Source organism: Anseongella ginsenosidimutans (assembly GCF_008033235.1).
Taxonomy (GTDB): Bacteria; Bacteroidota; Bacteroidia; order Sphingobacteriales; family Sphingobacteriaceae; genus Anseongella; species Anseongella ginsenosidimutans.
Genome location: NZ_CP042432.1, coordinates 3,107,871 through 3,126,596, shown reverse-complemented (window position 1 = coordinate 3,126,596; position 18,726 = coordinate 3,107,871). Strand labels below are relative to the sequence as shown.

16 protein-coding genes and 1 tRNA gene are annotated in these 18,726 nt (G+C 49.2%); 8 read left to right on the top strand and 9 right to left on the bottom strand.

All coding sequences use genetic code 11. From position 1 onward, the window contains the following. Positions 1-717, top strand: a complete 717-nt coding sequence (rpmA, locus tag FRZ59_RS19615) for a 50S ribosomal protein L27 (RefSeq protein WP_132128859.1) — start codon at positions 1-3, stop codon at positions 715-717. Between the two features lie 134 nt (positions 718-851). Here the strand turns inward: rpmA and FRZ59_RS12910 are convergent, their stop codons facing one another. Both FRZ59_RS12910 and rnr read right to left on the bottom strand, forming a co-directional pair. Then, positions 852-1,826, bottom strand: a complete 975-nt coding sequence (locus FRZ59_RS12910) for a polyprenyl synthetase family protein (protein ID WP_132128858.1) — start codon at positions 1,824-1,826, stop codon at positions 852-854. An 8-nt stretch (positions 1,827-1,834) separates the two neighbouring features. Further along, the gene (gene rnr / locus FRZ59_RS12905; RefSeq protein ID WP_132128857.1) at positions 1,835-3,973 is read right to left on the bottom strand and encodes a ribonuclease R; all 2,139 of its coding nucleotides are present in this window, start codon (positions 3,971-3,973) and stop codon (positions 1,835-1,837) included. A 100-nt stretch (positions 3,974-4,073) separates the two neighbouring features. Here rnr and FRZ59_RS12900 point away from each other — a divergent pair, with 100 nt between their 5' ends. Then, entirely contained in the window at positions 4,074-4,946 is an 873-nt protein-coding gene (locus FRZ59_RS12900; RefSeq protein ID WP_132128856.1) for a DUF72 domain-containing protein, read from the top strand. Positions 4,947-5,211: 265 nt separating this feature from the next. Beyond that, positions 5,212-5,287 (top strand) — tRNA-Lys (locus FRZ59_RS12895). 22 nt (positions 5,288-5,309) lie between these two features. On the opposite strand, the gene FRZ59_RS12890 is transcribed toward FRZ59_RS12895, so the two are convergent. Then, positions 5,310-6,461 (bottom strand): hypothetical protein, encoded by a 1,152-nt coding sequence (locus FRZ59_RS12890; RefSeq protein WP_132128855.1) that lies wholly within the window; start codon positions 6,459-6,461, stop codon positions 5,310-5,312. A 75-nt stretch (positions 6,462-6,536) separates the two neighbouring features. Between FRZ59_RS12890 and FRZ59_RS19495 the strand changes: the two genes are divergently transcribed. Both FRZ59_RS19495 and FRZ59_RS19490 read left to right on the top strand, forming a co-directional pair. Continuing rightward, positions 6,537-7,004 (top strand): sulfite exporter TauE/SafE family protein, encoded by a 468-nt coding sequence (locus FRZ59_RS19495; protein ID WP_262713122.1) that lies wholly within the window; start codon positions 6,537-6,539, stop codon positions 7,002-7,004. Continuing rightward, positions 7,001-7,270, top strand: coding sequence for a TSUP family transporter (locus FRZ59_RS19490; RefSeq protein WP_262713121.1), 270 nt, complete (start codon positions 7,001-7,003; stop codon positions 7,268-7,270). Before FRZ59_RS19495 ends, FRZ59_RS19490 begins: the two co-directional genes overlap by 4 nt. Positions 7,271-7,282: 12 nt before the next feature. Here FRZ59_RS19490 and FRZ59_RS12880 read toward each other — a convergent pair whose 3' ends face one another. The 3 genes from FRZ59_RS12880 to FRZ59_RS12870 form a co-directional block, all read right to left on the bottom strand. After that, positions 7,283-8,701 (bottom strand): MATE family efflux transporter, encoded by a 1,419-nt coding sequence (locus FRZ59_RS12880; protein ID WP_132128853.1) that lies wholly within the window; start codon positions 8,699-8,701, stop codon positions 7,283-7,285. 65 nt (positions 8,702-8,766) lie between these two features. Beyond that, positions 8,767-9,915: a lactonase family protein gene (locus FRZ59_RS12875; protein WP_132128852.1), complete on the bottom strand. Its 1,149-nt coding sequence runs from the start codon at positions 9,913-9,915 to the stop codon at positions 8,767-8,769. 3 nt (positions 9,916-9,918) lie between these two features. Beyond that, positions 9,919-10,194, bottom strand: coding sequence for a TFIIB-type zinc ribbon-containing protein (locus FRZ59_RS12870; RefSeq protein ID WP_132128851.1), 276 nt, complete (start codon positions 10,192-10,194; stop codon positions 9,919-9,921). 144 nt (positions 10,195-10,338) lie between these two features. On the opposite strand from FRZ59_RS12870, the gene FRZ59_RS12865 reads away from it, so the two are divergent. Continuing rightward, positions 10,339-11,010: a class I SAM-dependent methyltransferase gene (locus FRZ59_RS12865; RefSeq protein WP_207910258.1), complete on the top strand. Its 672-nt coding sequence runs from the start codon at positions 10,339-10,341 to the stop codon at positions 11,008-11,010. Here the strand turns inward: FRZ59_RS12865 and FRZ59_RS12860 are convergent. Beyond that, positions 10,961-12,124, bottom strand: a complete 1,164-nt coding sequence (locus FRZ59_RS12860) for an MFS transporter (protein ID WP_132128849.1) — start codon at positions 12,122-12,124, stop codon at positions 10,961-10,963. The two genes, FRZ59_RS12865 and FRZ59_RS12860, sit on opposite strands and share 50 nt — an antisense overlap. 81 nt (positions 12,125-12,205) lie before the next feature. On the opposite strand from FRZ59_RS12860, the gene FRZ59_RS12855 reads away from it, so the two are divergent. Then, on the top strand, positions 12,206-13,324 hold the full coding sequence (locus FRZ59_RS12855; RefSeq protein WP_132128848.1) for an AI-2E family transporter: 1,119 nt from the start codon (positions 12,206-12,208) through the stop codon (positions 13,322-13,324). 305 nt (positions 13,325-13,629) lie between these two features. On the opposite strand, the gene fusA2 is transcribed toward FRZ59_RS12855, so the two are convergent. Both fusA2 and FRZ59_RS12845 read right to left on the bottom strand, forming a co-directional pair. Then, entirely contained in the window at positions 13,630-15,762 is a 2,133-nt protein-coding gene (fusA2, locus tag FRZ59_RS12850; RefSeq protein WP_132128847.1) for an elongation factor G2, read from the bottom strand. Positions 15,763-15,900: 138 nt separating this feature from the next. Then, a complete protein-coding gene (locus tag FRZ59_RS12845; RefSeq protein WP_132128846.1) occupies positions 15,901-17,427 on the bottom strand; it encodes an ATP-binding cassette domain-containing protein in 1,527 nt (508 codons plus the stop codon). A 40-nt stretch (positions 17,428-17,467) separates the two neighbouring features. Here FRZ59_RS12845 and FRZ59_RS12840 point away from each other — a divergent pair, with 40 nt between their 5' ends. After that, positions 17,468-18,694, top strand: a complete 1,227-nt coding sequence (locus FRZ59_RS12840; protein WP_132128845.1) for an ABC transporter permease — start codon at positions 17,468-17,470, stop codon at positions 18,692-18,694. The last annotated feature ends 32 nt before the right edge of the window (positions 18,695-18,726 follow it).

The following is an 18,726-nucleotide window of genomic DNA, read 5'->3' as shown; positions in this document are numbered from 1 at the left end:
ATGGCACATAAAAAAGGCGTCGGTAGTTCAAAGAACGGACGCGAATCACATAGTAAACGCTTAGGTGTAAAAATATTCGGAGGACAGGCTGCCATTGCTGGCAATATCATTGTCCGTCAGCGAGGCACCAGGCATCACCCGGGAAAAAATGTAGGCATTGGCAGGGATCACACCCTTTTTGCCTTGGTTGACGGCACGGTTCTTTTCAGAAAAGGTGCAGAAGACAAGACCTTCGTATCGGTATTGCCGCTTGTAGCAGCTCCTGAAGATGCGGCCAGCAAGCCTGCAGCACCTAAAAAAACTGCTTCGGCGAAAAAAGCTGCAGCGGCTCCGGCAGCTGCCGAAGAAAAGCCAAAAGCAGCAAAAAAAGCTGCACCGGCCCCGGCAGATGAAGCTTCCTCTGAAGAAGCGGCTCCCGCAGCTGCAAAGAGCGAAGAAAAACCAAAGGCCTCAAAGAAAGCAGCCAAAGCTGATGACCTGAAAAAGATCGAAGGCGTTGGCCCCAAGATCGCTGACGTACTCGTTGCCGCTGGTGTAGACTCTTTCGAAAAGATGTCAAAAGCCTCTGCGGAAGACATTAAAAAGATCCTGGATGAAGCCGGAAGCCAGTTCAGCAGCCATGATCCCGGCACCTGGCCGCATCAGGCTTCTCTTGCTGCCGAAGGCAAATGGGATGAGCTGCAGAAACTGCAGGACGAATTGAAAGGCGGAAAATAATTCATACCGAAGAACAACCAAGGCCTCCGGCCCGAAGTTGCTTCTAAACAAAACCGGGTTTCTTCACCGCGATCAAAGATTGCAGAAGAAGCCCGGTTTTATTTTTGTCCGTTTCCTTGTCTTGTCCATTCCGCCTACTTTTCCCGCCGAAGCAGTTTTTCTGCGAAATCGCAGAGGATGTATTTTTTCTCCGCAGGTACGGCAACCTGGTCAAGGTGGGTAAAAGCCCGGCTGGTGAACAATGCCGTTTCTTCTCTGATCTTTTCCGGAATACCAAGCGCATCAAAGACCTTCTTCACTTCGCTGACTTTTTCTTCCGGCCGTGGGGCATCCGGCCTTAGCCATTTCCTGAGTGTCTTTTCTTCTTCCGGCCCGGCCAGCTCAAACGCTTTTATCAACAGGTAGGTTTTCTTATTGGCAAGCACGTCCCCTCCTACCTGTTTGCCAAATTTTTCAGGGTTGCCGTAAAGGTCCAGGTAATCATCCTGCAACTGAAAGGCAATTCCCAGGTTCTTTCCGAAGCCGTATAGCTCTTCCGCTTCGTGATTCGCAGCTCCGCCGGTAACAGCGCCTATTTTCAGGCTGGCGCCGAGCAGCACCGCCGTTTTTAGTTCGATCATTTGCAGGTAAGCCTGAATGTTTACCAACTCCTGCTTTTCAAAATTCATATCAAGTTGCTGTCCTTCGCAAACCAGGGCGGCCGTCCGGCTGAAAATATCCAGCACTTTTTCCAGGTAGCCCGGACTTACCTTCGCCATAAGCTTATAGGCCTCCACCAGCATTACGTCGCCGGAAAGAATTGCGGTATTCGGATTCCATTTGCGATGCACGGTAGGAGCGCCCCTTCGCAGGGGAGCCTTATCCATGATATCGTCATGCATCAGGGTGAAATTATGGAACAGTTCAACAGACAGAGCAGGGTTGACCGCCGCGCCAATGTCTTCGCTGAAAAGATTGCAGCCCATCAACACCAGGCAGGGCCGCAGCCGTTTGCCTTCCAGGCTCATGATATAGGTAATAGGATCGTATAACTCCGGAAGGTAGCCGGGGTAAACGCTTTTTTTAATAGCAGTATCTACGATATGCTGCAGTTCTTTAAAAGAATACATCTTCGCGCTTACTGCATGACGATTTTAAAATCGATCTGCCGTTTTACTAAATTTACATTTTTAACACGGACCTTCACTTCATCGCCAAGCTGGTACTTTTTCTTTTTCCGCTGCCCGATAAGGCAGTAGTTCTTTTCATCCAGCACGTAAAAATCATCGTCTATTTCCCTCAGGCGCACCATACCCTCGCATTTGTTTTCTATGATCTCCACATACATTCCCCATTCCGTGAGCCCGGAAATAACGCCCTGGTAAACCTCTCCTACGTTATCCTGAAGGTATTCCGCCTGTTTATATTTAACCGAGGCACGTTCGGCATCCGCCGCCCGCTTTTCCATTTCGGAAGCATGTACGCAGCGCGGCTCCAGCTCAGCGGCGTCTACGGGTTTCCCGCCGTCAAGGTAATGCGCAAGCAGCCGGTGAACCATGACATCGGGATACCGCCTGATGGGCGAAGTAAAGTGTGTATAATAATCGAAAGCCAATCCGTAGTGGCTGGTTTGCTTCGTGGTGTACTTTGCCTTGGACATCGCCCGGATGGCCAGGTGCGTAAGTACGTTCTGCTCTTTCCTGCCCACGACATCTTCCATTAAAAAATTAAGGGAACGGGAAATCTCACGGGTGGATTTCGTACTGATCTTATATCCGAATTTTTCCGCAAACTGGGCAAATGTGGCAATATTTTCCGCATCAGGCGCATCATGGCTCCGGTACACGAAGGGAGGCTTATTCTTGCCTTTGCCCCGGGTTCCTATAAAGCGGGCCACCAGGCGGTTTGCCAGTAGCATAAAATCTTCAATAAGCTTATGTGTGTCTTTACGTTCCTTCACGTATACGCCCAGGGGAACGCCTTTTTCGTCAAGGCGAAATTTCACCTCCGTGGTTTCGAAGTTAATGGCCCCATTCTTAAAGCGCTGTTCGCGCAGAATATAAGCCAGTTCGTTCAGCTTCAGCAGTTCACCGGCGAAATCTCCTTTTCCGGTATCCAGGACCATCTGGGCCTCTTCATAACTGAATCTCCGGTTGGAATGAATAACCGTACGCCCGAACCATTCATTGAGAACGCGGGCTTTATCATCCAGTTCAAATACAGCGGCAAAGCACAAGCGATCCTGCTTAGGCACCAATGAACAAAGATCATTGGAAAGCCGCTCGGGAAGCATGGGAATCACCCGGTCAACCAAATAAACGGAAGTGCCCCGCTCTTCCGCCTCCCGGTCAAGCTCCGATCCGGGCTTGACATAATAGGTAACGTCAGCAATATGGACGCCTATCTCATAATTTCCGTTTTCAAGTTTGCGGAAAGAAATAGCGTCGTCAAAGTCTTTTGCATCGGCCGGGTCAATGGTAAAGGTGGTTATTTTCCTGAAGTCACGGCGGTTTTTGATCTCTCCGGAAGGAATTTTGCCGTCAAAAGCTTCCGCTTCCCTGATTCCTGATTCCGGGTAAGACGTCGCAAATCCGAAATCGGCCAGAATAGCATTCATTTCGGTATTGTTCTCGCCCGGGCTTCCCAATATCTCCACGATCTCCCCCACCGGGTTTTTCGCACCTTCCGGCCATTGAGTAATACGGGCTACGGCTTTCTGCCCGTCTTTTCCTCCCTTGCTGTTCTCAAGCGGGATAAAAATATCGTGCAGCATCTTCCGGTCATCCGGTTCCAGGAAAGCAAAATTCTTTGAAACGACGAGCTGCCCGGTAAACGTCTTTTTAGACCGCTCAAGGATCTCCACCACCTCCCCTTCTATTTGCTTTTTGCCCCCCTTTCGTTCGTAAACAAATACCTTTACTTTATCCTTATGCAGGGCATTCCGGAGTTTACGGGGAGCGATGAAGACATCGTCCTCCAATTCATCGGAAACAACATAGGCAGAACCGGTTGCTGTCATGTCAATCACACCGGTCACGTAAGTTTTCATATCGCTGATCTGGAACTTTCCTTTCGAAACTTCCCTGAACGTTCCCTCCTTTGCTTCATCCTTGAGTATCTCCAGGATCACTTCCCGCGTTTCAGCATCAGTGATATTCAGCGCTGAACTCACCTGCTTATAATTAAGCGATTTGCCGGAGCTTTTCGCTAAAATATTAATTACCAACTGAGTAAAAACCTGCTTGAGGCCCTTCAATTGTTTACTCTTATTCGCCATTCCATCTGTTCTTTGATCTGCAAATTAGCATATCCCCTGCAGAAGCACAACCATAAAGTGAGCTATTTGCGCATTCACCTAAATTGAATACTTTTACGTTATGAAGTTCGGCACGGTAGATAATCCCGGAGAAATAGATTTCAGCCTTCCGGCTGACCATCCGGATACGAAGCGGGTACTCAAAGCCCATAAAAACAAGCAGCCTTTTGAAATTTATGTAGGCTGCGCCAAATGGAACCGGCAGGACCTGAAAGGGTTTTACCCCAGGGGCACCAAGGATGAACTCTCTTATTATGCCAGCCAGTTCAACTCCATTGAGCTGAATGCCACCTTTTATAATTCTCCCGACCGCGCGCAGGTGGAAACCTGGAAAAGCAAGACGCCGGAAAACTTCCGGTTCTTTCCCAAAATACCCAATACGATCAGTCACTTTAAGCGGCTTATCAATGTGCAGGAACCCGTGGAAGCCTTCTGCGACGCCATCAGCAATTTCGAAGAAAAGCTTGGAATGAGCTTTCTGCAAATGCACGATAATTTTAAGCCGAAAGATATTGAACGCCTGGTAACATTTGTCAAAAACTATCCCCCGGCTATCCCGCTGGCCGTGGAAATGCGAAATACGGAGTGGTTTACCGATAGAGACGCCGCTGAGCAATTTTATCAGCTGCTGGAAGGCCAGGGAAAGACGAATATTATTGTAGACACCGCCGGAAGAAGGGACATGCTGCATATGCGGCTGACCAGCCCCACTGCCTTCATTCGCTATGTGGGAGCCAACCATTCTACCGACTATTCGCGCCTGGACAGTTGGCTGGAGCGCATCAAAGACTGGCGCAGCGCAGGCCTTCAAACGCTTTATTTCTTTGTCCACCAGAATGTTGAAAAAGAATCTCCACTCCTTTCAGCTTACTTCATAAAGAAACTAAATGAAACCTTTTCCGCCGGCCTGAAAGTACCCGAATCAGCCGGATGAAAAATAGTTCAGCTTCCGTTATATAATTTTTAAGGCTTTTACCGTTAACTAATAGCAGGTAAAAATAAATATCTTAAAAATTCTCATGGGAATTGTAGAAATCTCCATTATACTTATTATGCTTATTGCGGGATTAGCATTATTGTTATACCCAAGCCCTCACCAAAAGCAAATGCGAAAGGAAAGAAAACAACGGAAGCATCGCGTATAATTTTCAAACCAGTCCGAAAATTTCTATCTTTGCCGCTCCTTATCGTTAATTACTGACTCCGTAGCTCAGTTGGTAGAGCAGCTGACTCTTAATCAGCGGGTCGACAGTTCGAGCCTGTCCGGGGTCACCACAAAAATAAGCCAGAGCGGCAGCTACCGGAGCAGGTAAGGCTGCATCTCTTCTCCTTTGTAGTATTTTGCAGGGATCATTAGTTTATGTTTAGGCAGAGCAGCGCCATTGTAATCGAAATAGGCTTTAAACCGGTTTTCCCCCTCCTTGAACCATATGGAGATCAGCTTTTCACCGCGATCGGATACCCAGTCGAACCGGGCGTCCTTATTTGATACCAATTCCCTGAGGTTGTTATTGGCTTGTTTGTGAACCAGGTAATACACGTAGTTAAAAGCGGATGTTACGGTCTTTTTATGGGTCCATTTGATGGCAAACTCCTGGTTCAGTTTTATGCTTTGATCTCCGTCTAAACCGTTTTTAATAATCCCGCCGCCCGGGCTGATGCGTACCAGCGCATTGTCCTGTGTCACCATAGTTATCCCAAACATGACGGTCAGCGCCGAATCAGTAACTGGAACGGTTCCCATGTCAACTAACCGGAAATCGAACAGCCGGGCATTCCAGTTCGTCCCGTTTTCGGTTCCCTGGTTCAGGGTTTCAACCGCAAACCCTACCGGGAAAGATGCCCTCGGATCATCTTCTGCTGCTATTCTGCTTACCAATTCCATTCTCCTGAAGGGCGGCACCTGTTTAACCTTTTTGAAGTTGCCGGACGCCGATAGAATGGAACCGGTGCTGTCCTTATCATAAGCCACTAGAAATAAAGCCTCTCTTTCTCCCTCCCGGTCGTAAATTCTGAAAGCGCTTATTTCCCGGTAACGCGCATCAAGTACATACTTTTTCCGGCTATTTGGCGAGGCAATAACGATCTTGTTATCTTTTTCAAATTGATAAAACAACGTATTATCTATTTCCAGCAAGGGAGCCGCAGACCTTAGCACCCCCAGGTTTATCCGGTCCCCGGTACGGGAATCCATTAGCCAGCAGGCAGGGGTGTCGGAAAGGCCGGTGATCACATAATAGGAAAAATCGTCCCGGACATCTATGTGTTTGCAGAAGCCGGGAGCTTTCACTTCATTCCCCAGCGTATCCATCATCCCCCATTTGCCTTCGACCCGGAATGGCACCAGAAATGGACGCTCATTGGCGTCAGATTCCTGCGCCAGCAATCCCTGCGGGAATATGAACATGCAAACGGGAAGAAAAAATAAAAAAAGGACAGGTCTTAGCATTTTTCTCGCTTTGTTTAGTAAAAACAAGATACGGTAATTCCCTGGTAATTTCCATATCCTTATCTTTCCCTGCTAATGGACAGTATCTTCTTCTACATTCTTCTCACCAGTTTCATTGCTACGCTGGTGCGTTCCACCTTTGGCTTCGGGGAATCGCTGGTTGCGGTGCCCTTATTGATCCAGTTCATTCCGGTAGAAACGGCGGTGCCGCTTTCGGTGCTTTTGTCCATCTTTATTGCATTGGTTGTTGTAGCGCAGGACCACCGGAAAATCCATTTCAATAGTGCCAAATGGTTAATTCTGTTCGCGATACCCGGAATTCCTCTGGGATTGGCCTTGCTTGTTTATGGCAACGATTTCCTTGTCAAGCTGGGGTTGGGTATGCTAATTTTGTTTTATTCGGTTTATTCCCTTTTTGAAAAGAAATCGCTTGAACTGAAAAAGGATAATATGTTCTGGTTGTTTGCCTGCGGTTTCTTCTCAGGGGTCTTTGGCGGAGCGTACGGCCTGAACGGCCCCCGCTGGTGGTATATGGAAACATGAGGAAATGGAGCAGTAAACATTTCCGGGCTACGCTGCAGGCCTATTTCTTACCGGCAAGCATCCTTGGTGTAGCTGGCTATGCCGTCAAGGGCCTTATGACGGCGGAAGTATTCACTTATTTCCTGGTTTCATTGCCTGCCGCCATCCCTGCCTTATTCCTCGGAAGGTATTTAAACCATAAACTGAACAGTGACTCATTCTTCCGGTATGTGTATTTCGGGCTTGCGCTGATCGCGGGCTATCTTGTGTATACCGCTTTTGCCTAAGCCTCCCCTGCTTTATACGCGAACCGTTTTCCAGCGGCCTTTTTTAAACAGCCAAAGGGTAAACAGGCCCACAGAAGTTTCGGAAACAAATACGCCCCAAAATACGCCGGAATGCTCCAGGTCAAGATAGATCGCAAGAAAATAAGATAAAGGAATCTGGATCAGCCAGAAAAAAACGAGATTGATCAGAGTGGGCGTTCTGGTGTCACCGGCGCCATTGAAAGCCTGTACCGATACCATCCACCAGCCATATACAAAAAAGGAATATGACAATATTCTCAGCCATTCCGCCCCGATAGTTATTACGCGATCATCTCCCGTAAAAATCTGCATCAGCGAATCATTATAAAAAAAGTAGAAGAAGGACACCGCTACCAGGAAAATCATATTGTATAATCCTATCTTCCATACGGCGGATTCCGCCCGTTCGGGGTGGCCGGCGCCCAGGTTCTGCCCTACGAGTGTGGCGGCGGCGTTTGATAATCCCCAGGCGGGCATCATGGTAAACATCATTACGCGCAGTGCGATGGTGGCTCCGGCGACGGCTTCGCTGCCTACCCCGGCAAGAATACGCATCAGGAAAATCCAGGAAGTCATGGAAACGATCATTTGCCCGATCCCTCCCGCGGAGGTGCGCAGAATGGCCAGCATCGTCTTGCCGTCCCAGTAAAGCTGGGACATGGTGGCCCGGATATGCTTTCCACCCTTAAACAGTAGCCAAAGCTGGATAATCACGCCAACTCCCCGCCCTATATTGGTCGCAATGGCCGCACCTTCAATACCAAGTGCGGGGAATGGGCCCCAGCCAAAGATAAGCAGGGGGTCCAGTAATATATTCACGCCATTCGCTATCCAGAGGACACGCATGGCAATAGCGGCATCTCCCGCTCCCCGGAAAACAGCATTCAGCAAGAAAAGCAGCACAACGATGACATTTCCCCCAAGCATCCATTGCGTATAGCGGTAACCATTCTCAATGCCCCACTGATCGGCGCCCATGAGCCCCAGCAGTTCCTTCGGAAAAAATATTCCCCCGACAGCGAAAGGAAGTGAGGCGATAAGGGCGATAAAGATGGATTGAACGGCTACTGCACCGGCGTCCTTTGCCTTCTTTTCCCCCACTCTCCTGGCCACAATGGCCGTAACAGCGGTTGCGAGTCCCATTGCTACTGAATACAGCAGGTACAGGTAGGTCTCCGTCAATCCAACGACCGATACCGCGGATGCGCCAAGCTTACCTACGAAATAAATGTCTACAATCGCAAATGTCGATTCCATTACCAGTTCAAGGATCATCGGCACAGCAAGCAGGAAAATTGCCCGGCCGAGCGGGATCTGTGTATAATCCGCTTCAGTACCTTTGATAGCGCTCTTCAGATCTTGCCAGAACGAAGGCTGCGGCTGTGAATCACCCGGAGTAGTCATCATCATGCAAAAATATACCGAAGATATTAAACAGGACAGGACAATTGCGACAAAATGCAGGGGCAAATACGCTACAAATTATCTGCAACAGGCAGCATCATCAGGTAAACCGGGTTTCCGATAGTTACCCTTTCTTTGCTTGCTTTTAACAGACCGCTTTCCGGGTCGCGATGGAAAACAACGATGCTGTTGCTGTTCTGGTTAGCGGCAAGGAGGAAGTTTCCATCCGGACTGATCATGAAATTACGTGGTGTCTTACCCAGGGTAGGCTGCCGTCCGGCTATAGTCAGTTTTCCGCTGCCTGCATCAATAGCATAGATCGTGATCTCATTCGCATCCCCCCGGTTGGATGCATAAAGAAACTTCCCGTCGGGGGAAATACGGATCTCGGCAGCGCCTGATTCCCCGGAAAAGCCTGGAGCCGTCATAGGAATTTGCTGAATTTCTTTTAACCGCCCGTTTTCATGGCGGAACACCGAAACCATGCCTGTCATTTCCAGGACAAGGTAGGCAAACGTAGCATCGTCATTGAATACCAGGTGCCTTGGTCCTCCGCCGGCGGTGACTTTAGTAAATGGCGGACTGGCCGGCGTCAGCGGCCTGGAAGTTCGTTCGGGATGATAACGGTATGCATTCACCTTATCGGTTCCTAAATCGCCGGTAAACAGGAACTTGCCGTTCGGTGAAAAAACCACGGAATGCACATGCGGCTTTTCCTGTCGCTGTTTATTCACGCTGCTGCCCTCATGCCGGATAATTTGAACAGGTGTTTCCAGCGAACCATTTCCGCTCAGGGGGAACACGCTGAGATTGCCGCCGGAATAATTCGCCGCAACAAGAAATTTTCCGTCCGGGCTTAAGCTGATATAACAAGGAGATCCCCCTCCCGATACTTGTTTATTGATCAATTCCAGCTTACCCGTGGAATTGTCAAAACTAAACGCGCTTATCTCCCCTTCTTTTCCGCCTCCCAGCTCGTTCACAGAATAAACAAAGTCCCCGTCTGCCGATGCCGCAAGAAAAGAAGGATTCTCCACTCCTTTTGCAGTATAGGTATGAACGATTTTACCTGTTTGGCTATCAAACCGGTAAACGTAAATACCTTCGCTTATTCCGGAAGTATACGTTCCGGCAAGCAAATGATAATAGCGTTCCTGGGCCTTTACCAGGCCGGGAAGCAATAACAGTAAAAGAAGAGGAAGTTTTCTCCCCGGCTTCATGGCCTAATCGAAATCAAAGAAATCCCCGAGGAAGGACTTTTTCTTCTTATGGGGACGATGGCCCGTATTGTGGGGACGCTGGTCGGAATATTCCTGGCCGTACCGTTTATAATCCGTATCATAATTTTCTTTCTTGGAATAATGATCGGCGGAACGCTCAAGGATCTTGTCCAGCTCACCCCGGTCCAGCCAAATGCCGCGGCAGTTGGGGCAATAATCAACTTCAACTCCATTCTTATCGCTCATTAAAAGCGTTTCACTGCAGGACGGACACTTCATATTTTTTATAATTTAAATTATTCCGTTAATTTAAGAAGAATTTTTCAATTACGCGTCCCAACCCTCCCGGGAGAAGGGCAGGTAAAGCCGTATTTTTTCACCTAAACTAAATGTATGGACCGTTTGTACGTGATTCAAACTTTGATGAAACAAAGGAAGCTCAAAAACTATCTCGAAATCGGGGTATTTAACGGGCACGTGTTTTTCCGGATTCAAAGCAGCTTTAAGGTTGCTGTTGACCCGGAGCCCAATTTTACTGTTTACCGGAAAATCGGGAAAACCGTTTTTAACCCCAGCAATTTTTTCAACCAGTATTTTCAGAAGACCAGCGATGCGTTTTTCATAGAAGATGCCTGCTCCCTGTACAAAAACCGGCAAATCGAGATTGCATTGATAGATGGCATGCACGAATATTCCTACGCATTGCGCGATATTGAAAACACCCTCGACCACCTGTCAGATGACGGGATCATTATTGTACATGATTGCAATCCGCGGAATCGCGAACACGCTTGTTCCTTTAAGGAATACAAAGACAGGAACTTCACCGGGATATGGAACGGGGATGTCTGGAAAGCCATCGTACACCTCCGCGCTCATCGTGATGATATTAACGTGTTTGTGCTGGACTGTGATCACGGGCTTGGCATTATCCAAAAGGGCAAGCCCCGGCACCATAAACCGAAATTCAACGGGCCGGATATTGCGTCTTTTACTTTTGAAGACCTGGACAGCAACAGGGAGGAATGGCTGGGGCTGAAGCCGGCTAACTACTTTTATGACCACTTCTCGCTCTACCCATCAGCGCAATGGTAAGGCCCATTAAGGCAATCAGCAGAAAGGAAATGCGAAGGCTGCTAAGTTCGGCTATAAAACCGATCAGGGGCGGGCCAAGTAAAAATCCCAGGTAACCGATCGTGGAAACTGCCGCCAGCGCCACCCCCGGAGTGGTGGTCGTTGATTTTCCGGCTTCGCTATAAACGAGAGGCACTACGGAGGATACTCCGATCCCCACCAGGAAGAATCCCGCAATGGCGGGGGCCGGGGAAGGGAAAATTATGGCCAGTAAAAGCCCGGTACAGGTAAACAGCCCGCTTGCCTGGAGAATGCGGGTAAACCCAAAACGAGTGGAAAACCAATCGGCAACGAATCGGGATCCGGCCATTGTGAACATAAAAGCCATGTACCCGGCCCCTATCAGCGCTTTTTCTGCAAGGACTACTTTTTTAAAGTACACCCCGCTCCAGTCAAACATGGTGCCCTCACAGATCATGGAACAAAAGGCGATGATACCCAGGTAGATCAGGGATTTGTCGGGCAATACGAAAAGAGGCCGCTTTTCCCCTTTTCCGGAATCCTCCTTTACGGTATAACGGAAGCATAGCGCAACGATCAGCCAGCAGGCCGCCATAATGAACGTAAAATGGTAAAAAGGAGATATATTATTCCCGATCATTACCGATCCGATTGCCGCTCCGGCGAATCCCGCGACACTCCATAAGCCGTGAAAAGACGCCATCACGGTGCGGCGGTACATGGCTTCTACCCCGACAGCCTGCGTGTTCATTGAAATATTTAGCATGTTGTTGGCAAAGCCAAATGCGAACAAGCAAATAATAAGTGTTAAATGGGTCTCTGCCAGGCCAATTCCTATGAGCAGAAGGCTGTATACAAGCGCCGAAGCAATAACGATGGCCCGGCTGCCGGCGCGGGCAACCAGCCAGCCGGAAACCGGAAGAGACAGCATAAGCCCTGCAGGCAGGGCAAGGAGTACACCACCCAGGCCCGCTTCGCTCAATCCCATTTTTTGCTGAATAGTAGGAATGCGTGAAGCCCAGCTGGAAAAGCATAAGCCGGAAAGAAAAAAGAGCGCGCTTACTACGGCGCGGTAAACGCTCCTGCCCGGGGCATGGATGGGGTCAGCACTCATTGGTAATCACATTATAAGAGTTTGTCGCGCTAAAATATATATATTTACCCATAATAAGGTGGATTTGTAACCGAGCAGAAAATGAATCAAAAATCACGTCCTGTTGAGTTGGCAGCAAGTTTATTATGCCTGGTATTGATTGTAATGATCCTTTATTACCTGCAAAGTGTGATCGTCCCCTTATTGTTTTCTATTTTAATAGCGATTTCGCTTTTTCCAATTGCCCGGCGGCTGGAGAACTGGCGGCTTCCTAAGGCTGCTGCCGCCATTATTTCGGTTATTATCGCTATCATTTTAATTGCGGCGCTTATCTATTTTATCATCAACCAGGTGATCATCATCGGTCACACGGATTTCGACCTTCATGATAAGTTCATTCTCATTGTCGATACTATTCAAAACTGGATAACAAGCACATTTAATTTGGAGCCGGGGGAAATGTGGCTGCGGGCTAAAGACCAGTCAAGCGCTATTCTTTCAAAAACCACCGCCTATGTGACCCGGGCCTTTGGATCTGCCGGAAGCATCCTGGCAAGCATTATCCTGGTACCTCTATATGTTTTCTTCCTCCTGTATTACCGCGATTTTTTCAGGGAGTTCTTCTTTCGGGCCTTTGCTTCTACCCCAAAACAGAAAGTCCAGGATACTCTGGATACAATTTACGGAGTAGTACAAAATTACCTGCTGGGCCTGGTAACTGTCATGGCCATTGTTGCCGTGCTGAACACGGGCGGGCTTTATGTCCTTGGCATCCAGTACGCCTGGTTTTTCGGGACGCTGGCCTCGCTATTATTACTGATCCCGTATATTGGCATAGCTATCGGTTCGCTGCTCCCCGCCTTGTTTGCCCTGGCTACCAAAGACAGCGCCTGGTATGCGCTGGGTGTGATCGGGTGGTTCCAGGTGGTGCAATTCCTGGAGGGCAATGTAATCACTCCAAATATCGTAGGAGGGAAAGTAAGCATCAACCCGCTGATGGCCATCATCTCCCTGTTGCTCGGAGGCCTGTTGTTCGGCCTGGCAGGACTTATTCTGGCCATTCCTTTCACGGCGGTACTTAAAGTAATACTTGAAGCGAATCCTGCGAGTCAGCCTTATGGGTTCCTGATCGGGGAGCCGAAGCAATACCATTTGAAGCGGTTTTCTAATAAGATCGTTTTTAAACGATGGAAGCTTAAGGAAAAGAAGAAGAATGGGTAGTTTCTGGTGAAGGCCTTTGCGCGCGTGCATGCGGTTTGGAGTGTCCGGACTCGCTCATGCTGATTTTCGGGATCCTCAAAGCTTCGCTTTGTTCCCGAAAATCAAAATTCGCTCGCTGCGGACACTCCAAAGCCTTTATGCTTCCAGCCCGCAATTGCCCGCGCGTCTATACTGCTCTTTGTTGCTTTTCGGACTCCAAAGCTTTACATGCTTCCGGCCGCAATTGCGCGCTCCGTACTGCTCTTTCTTGCTTTTCGAACGGTTCAATGTGGGTGATTGTCTTCAGCGAGAGGGTACTCATTGACCTACTTGCTGCCGGGTTCTTGTTCTTCGTATTGCTGGCTTAGTTTCTTTTGGATATCAGCGGGGACGGGGGCGTATTCTGCGAAGCTGGCGTTTACTTTGGCTTTGCCGTGGCTCACGTTCCGGAGGGAGGCGTATAGTTGATCGAGTTCGGCCTGCGGGATGCGGGCTTTGATCACCTGCCGGCCATTATTGCTTTCCATTCCAGTGATAATGCTACGGCGGGTCTGGAGTTCGGTCATTATTTCGCCCATCATTTCTTCGGGGGCAACCGCTTCCAGGTCGTATACTGGCTCCAGGAGCTGCGGCTGCGCTTGGTGAAAGGCTTCCCGGAAGGCCATCATCCCGGCGATCTTGAAAGAAATATCGTTGCTGTCCACGGGATGCATTTTTCCATCGTAAACGCTTACCCTTACATCGCGTACAAAGGAGCCGGTAAGGGGACCTTCATTCATTTTTTCCATGATACCCTTCTGAATGGAAGGCAAAAAACGGTTATCTATCGCTCCCCCGACAATGCAATTATTGAATACCAGTTTTCCTCCCCAGGGCAGGTCCACTTCTTCCGTTCCCCGTACAGGATATTCTTTTACAGGCGGCAGGCCGTCATACCAGGGTTCTATTTTCAGGAAAACTTCTCCAAACTGGCCGGCACCGCCGGACTGCTTTTTATGGCGGTAAGAAGCCTGGGCCGGCCTCCGTATGGTTTCGCGGTACGGGATTCCCGCGGGCTGGTATTCCACCTGCATTTTATATACATTCTCCAGCCGCCACCGGATCAGGGCAAGGTGCAGGTCTCCCTGTCCATGAAGGATCACCTGCTTTAATTCCTTGTTGTATTCCACTTCAAGCGTAGGGTCTTCAGTATGGATCTCGGCAAGCACTTCGCTTAGTTTTTCGTCGTCCTGTTTATTGCTGACAATAATAGCCGTTCGTACTTTCGGCAGGGGAAACCGAATAGGATCGATGGCGCCGGAAGCACCCTTCCCGTTAAGGGTATGGCCGGCCTGCGTGTTCTTCAGCTTCAGCGTACACCCGATATCTCCCGCCTTCAGCCGGTCCGCAGGGTGCCGTTGTTTTCCGTCGGCAATAAACAACTGGCTGATGCGCTCAATCGCCCCGGTTCGGGGATTTTCAAGCTCCATACCGGCGCTGACTTCTCCGGAAAGCACTTTGAAAAAGCTAAGCTTTCCAAGGTGCGGCTCTATGAGGGTTTTAAATATCAGCAAACGCACCGGGGCTTTTGGATCACAGGACACTTCCTCTCCCACTTCCGTAAGTTCAGCAGGCATTTCCGTTGCCGAAGGCGCCACGTTGTCAATGAATCCCATGAGGCGGCCGCTGCCCATATTGCTGCGTGTACTTAAACAAAAAACCGGGAAGATTTCATGTTTCATCATCCCGATCTTCAGGCCCTGGCGGAGTTCATCTTCATCCAGGCTGCCCTTATCGAAGTATTTCTCCATGAGCGCTTCATCATTTTCGGCTGCTTTTTCTACCAGCTCATTATGAAGCCGGCCGGCTCTTTCCTTTTCTTCAGGCGGAATAGGAAGCTTTTTGGGCTTTCCGCCGGAGGGTGGAAACTGATACATGGTCATTTTCAGCAGATCGATAATACAATTAAAGTCAAGCCCCTGGTTAAGGGGATACTGCATGACCGTCACAGCGTTGCCGAAAAAATTCCTGGCCTGCTCCAGGGTTTGGTTAAAGTGCGCTTTATCGCTGTCAAGCTGGTTAATGGCCAGGATAGTCGGTTTTTTATACTGGTCCACATAGTCCCAGATCAATTCGGCGCCTACCTCCACCCCGTATTGCGCGTTCAGCAGCATGACCACCGTATCGGCTACTCGTATGGAAGCTACGACTTCGCCTATGAAATCATCCAGGCCCGGGGTATCAATAATATTTATCTTATAGTTTCGCCATTCGGTATGCAGCAGGGTAGCATAAACAGATCCTTCCCGTTCGTGTTCAATGTCATGGAAATCAGAAACTGTATTCTTTTCTTCCACCGAGCCCCGGCGGTTAATGATACCGGCTTCAAACAACATGTCTTCGGCAAGAGAGGTTTTTCCGGCTTTTGCTGCACCTATGAGAACAATGTTCTTGATGTGCTTCTCATCAAATGTTTTCATCCCTGAGCGGTTTTGAGGAGAGTGATGACCTGTAAGACGATTACCAGCAGAAAGTTAAGGCTTTTTCTCCGAAAAATGAAAACACCCGGATAGGAGCTAACGCGGCGGCGCCCTTAAGATATGCGTAAGTGGCTGTATTCAGGACGAAGCAGGAAACTTGCCGCTGTATGCAAGCTTTCCATGCTCCAGCTTCAGCAGCTTATTCACGCAGGAAGGAATCTCATCAGTATAATGGCTGACATAAATAAGCGTAGTACCGGAGATTCGGCAAACCGCATCGATCAGCAGCCGGATCCGCTGCACCTGTTCCGCGTCCATCCCCTGGCAAGGTTCGTCAAGGATCAGCAGCGGTGGGTTTTTTACCAGTGCCCGTGCGATCAGCGTCAGGCGCTGCGTACTCAGGGAACTGCGCCTGAAAGGCTGGCCTGCCTGGCCGGCAATACCTAAGGCCTTTAGCCAGGAAGCCGCCCGCGCTTCCTGCTCCGGACTGCATTTCCGGATAAGGCCGAGCGTATCAAACAAACCGGATAAAACGACCTGCAGGCAGGTATCCTGGGTTTTAAAGTACTGGTGGAGTTCCGGCGAAACATAGCCGGTCTTCTTCTTGATATCCCAGATACTTTCCCCGCTTCCTCTTTTTTTATCGAAAAGGAACAGGTCGTTTGCATAAGCCTGGGGATTATCGGCATTTATCAGGCTCAGCAGGGCACTTTTTCCCGCGCCGTTATGGCCGGAAAGAGCCCAGCATTCCCCCCGCTTTACTTCCCAATCGATCCCTTGCAGGATAGGCGTATCGCCGTAGGTGACCGACACCTGCCGCATGCGTACGGCATATTCAAATGTCCGGGGCCGGCGATCAGCGAGCAGCCTTTCAAGCAGCTCCCTGTCCGGGCCGGCGGTTTCGCTCCGAAGTTCTTTTACCGCTCCTTCTCCCTGTGCAGCCACAAATTCCGGCTTTTTCCAAACGCCCGCAACTTTTCCTTTATCCAGGCGCGCCACATGGGTAATGCCTTCGGGGATCTCATTTTCAGAAGTAGCCATCACAATCGTGATGCCCGAAGCGATCAAGCGGTTAATAAGTTCATGGAAATAAGGCCTGGTTGCCGTGTCCAGGCCCGTAAACGGCGCATCAAGCAATAAAAGCTCAGGCCGTTTTATTAAGGCCGCGGCAAACATGAGCCTCCTGGTTTCTCCGTTTGATAATTTGATCAGGGATCTGTCAAGCAATTCCTCCAGGTGCAGGTCCCCGATGACCTGCGCGTTTAAATGCGCCTCGCTGCTTAGGTCCCGGAGATAATCCTTAACGGAAATCGCCTCATCGGCATCAGCGCTGTTGAATCGTTGCTGGTAATAGAATTCGCTCAGGTTATAACGGTTCTTAAAATGATGCTGATGCGAAACCTCCGCTATAAGCCGTTTATAATTAAAATACGGATCGTCGACGGTATGCGATTGAAGAAAGCGATGGTAATAATGATGATGGATCTCCCCTTCCCTGACAAGATGTTTTCCGGCTATGGTTTCCAGCAGCGTCGTCTTCCCGGAACCGCTTCCGCCGGTAATTGCCCATTGTTCCCCTTCATTTACCTGGAGAGAAAGGCCATTGATGGCTTCCTTCGCGGAATAAACAACCTTAATATTGTCGAGTGTTAAAAACGGCAGCATAATTTTTCCTAAACTTGCGTAGCAATTTGCATAAATAATAGTGAATTTCGAATTATTCGTCGCAAAACGTGTGTCTGTAAAGGCCCGCAGAACGTTTTCCAGGCTGATTGTGATCATCGGCATTACGGGGATAGCGCTGGGGCTGGCCGTGATGATCAGTGCATTCGGGATAGTTACCGGGTTTAAAAATACCATACGCGATAAAATGGTGGGCTTTACCGGCCATATCCAGGTAAGCCGCTTTGACCTGAATACCTCCTTTGAAAACACTCCGGTACAGGTAATGGATACCGCGGGGAACCTCCGGATAAAACCGGAAGATTTTCCGGGCGTAAAGACGGTACAGGTATTTGCGACCAAACCGGGGATCATTTCAGCCGGGGAAGAAATAGAAGGCGTCGTATTAAAGGGGGTGGGGCCGCACTATGACTGGGCGTACCTTAATGAACACTTGCTTACGGGAAAGATCCCCTCCTACAGCAACGACAGCCTTTCGGAAAACATCCTGATCTCCCAAACCATTGCCGAACGCCTGAAACTTGAAGCCGGGGACGACCTGCTTATGTATTTTGTACAGGAGCCCCTGCGCCGGCGTAAGCTGCATATCAGCGGTATTTATCAAACCGGGCTGGAGGATCTGGACAAATTGTACGTGATCGGCGACCTGCAGCTCATCCAGCGCCTTAACAATTGGGGTAAGACACAGGCAGGGGGTTACGAACTCTTCATTGAAGATATTTCCCGGCTGGATGAATTAACCCTGGAGGTACATCAAAACGTTGACGAAAACCTGCAGGCCTATTCAGTAAAAGAAATTTATCCCCTCATTTTCGAATGGCTTTCCCTGCTGGACATGAATGCCATTGTGCTGCTGATACTCATGCTGCTGGTGGCCGGCATCAATATGATCTCCGCCCTGCTGATCATGATCCTGGAACGTACAAATATGATTGGTATTCTAAAGGCCCTGGGAGCCGATAACTTCCGAATACGGAAAATATTTATGTACAATGCCGTCTATCTTACGGGTATCGGCATGCTGATCGGGAATATTGTGGGCCTGGGTTTCTGCTTCCTGCAGGACGGGTATCACCTGATCGGGCTGGATCAAACGAATTATTATGTGGATTATGTCCCTGTTGATCTGAGCCTTCTTTCTGTCGTACTTCTGAATTGCTGCACCTTTATTGTATGCGTGCTGATGCTGATCATACCCTCAATGATCGTAAGCAGGGTCAGCCCCGTGAAAGCGATCAGGTTCAAGTGAACTGCCATTATTGGAAATTGGCATCAGGAAAG

Excerpts from the sequence above, each read along its gene's own strand:
- rpmA (WP_132128859.1), top strand. The coding sequence starts at position 1 with ATGGCACATAAAAAAGGCGTCGGTAGTTCAAAGAACGGACGCGAATCA.
- FRZ59_RS12910 (WP_132128858.1), bottom strand. The coding sequence starts at position 1,826 with ATGTATTCTTTTAAAGAACTGCAGCATATCGTAGATACTGCTATTAAA.
- rnr (WP_132128857.1), bottom strand. The coding sequence starts at position 3,973 with ATGGCGAATAAGAGTAAACAATTGAAGGGCCTCAAGCAGGTTTTTACT.
- FRZ59_RS12900 (WP_132128856.1), top strand. The coding sequence starts at position 4,074 with ATGAAGTTCGGCACGGTAGATAATCCCGGAGAAATAGATTTCAGCCTT.
- FRZ59_RS12890 (WP_132128855.1), bottom strand. The coding sequence starts at position 6,461 with ATGCTAAGACCTGTCCTTTTTTTATTTTTTCTTCCCGTTTGCATGTTC.
- FRZ59_RS19495 (WP_262713122.1), top strand. The coding sequence starts at position 6,537 with ATGGACAGTATCTTCTTCTACATTCTTCTCACCAGTTTCATTGCTACG.
- FRZ59_RS19490 (WP_262713121.1), top strand. The coding sequence starts at position 7,001 with ATGAGGAAATGGAGCAGTAAACATTTCCGGGCTACGCTGCAGGCCTAT.
- FRZ59_RS12880 (WP_132128853.1), bottom strand. The coding sequence starts at position 8,701 with ATGATGATGACTACTCCGGGTGATTCACAGCCGCAGCCTTCGTTCTGG.
- FRZ59_RS12875 (WP_132128852.1), bottom strand. The coding sequence starts at position 9,915 with ATGAAGCCGGGGAGAAAACTTCCTCTTCTTTTACTGTTATTGCTTCCC.
- FRZ59_RS12870 (WP_132128851.1), bottom strand. The coding sequence starts at position 10,194 with ATGAAGTGTCCGTCCTGCAGTGAAACGCTTTTAATGAGCGATAAGAAT.
- FRZ59_RS12865 (WP_207910258.1), top strand. The coding sequence starts at position 10,339 with ATGAAACAAAGGAAGCTCAAAAACTATCTCGAAATCGGGGTATTTAAC.
- FRZ59_RS12860 (WP_132128849.1), bottom strand. The coding sequence starts at position 12,124 with ATGAGTGCTGACCCCATCCATGCCCCGGGCAGGAGCGTTTACCGCGCC.
- FRZ59_RS12855 (WP_132128848.1), top strand. The coding sequence starts at position 12,206 with ATGAATCAAAAATCACGTCCTGTTGAGTTGGCAGCAAGTTTATTATGC.
- fusA2 (WP_132128847.1), bottom strand. The coding sequence starts at position 15,762 with ATGAAAACATTTGATGAGAAGCACATCAAGAACATTGTTCTCATAGGT.
- FRZ59_RS12845 (WP_132128846.1), bottom strand. The coding sequence starts at position 17,427 with ATGCTGCCGTTTTTAACACTCGACAATATTAAGGTTGTTTATTCCGCG.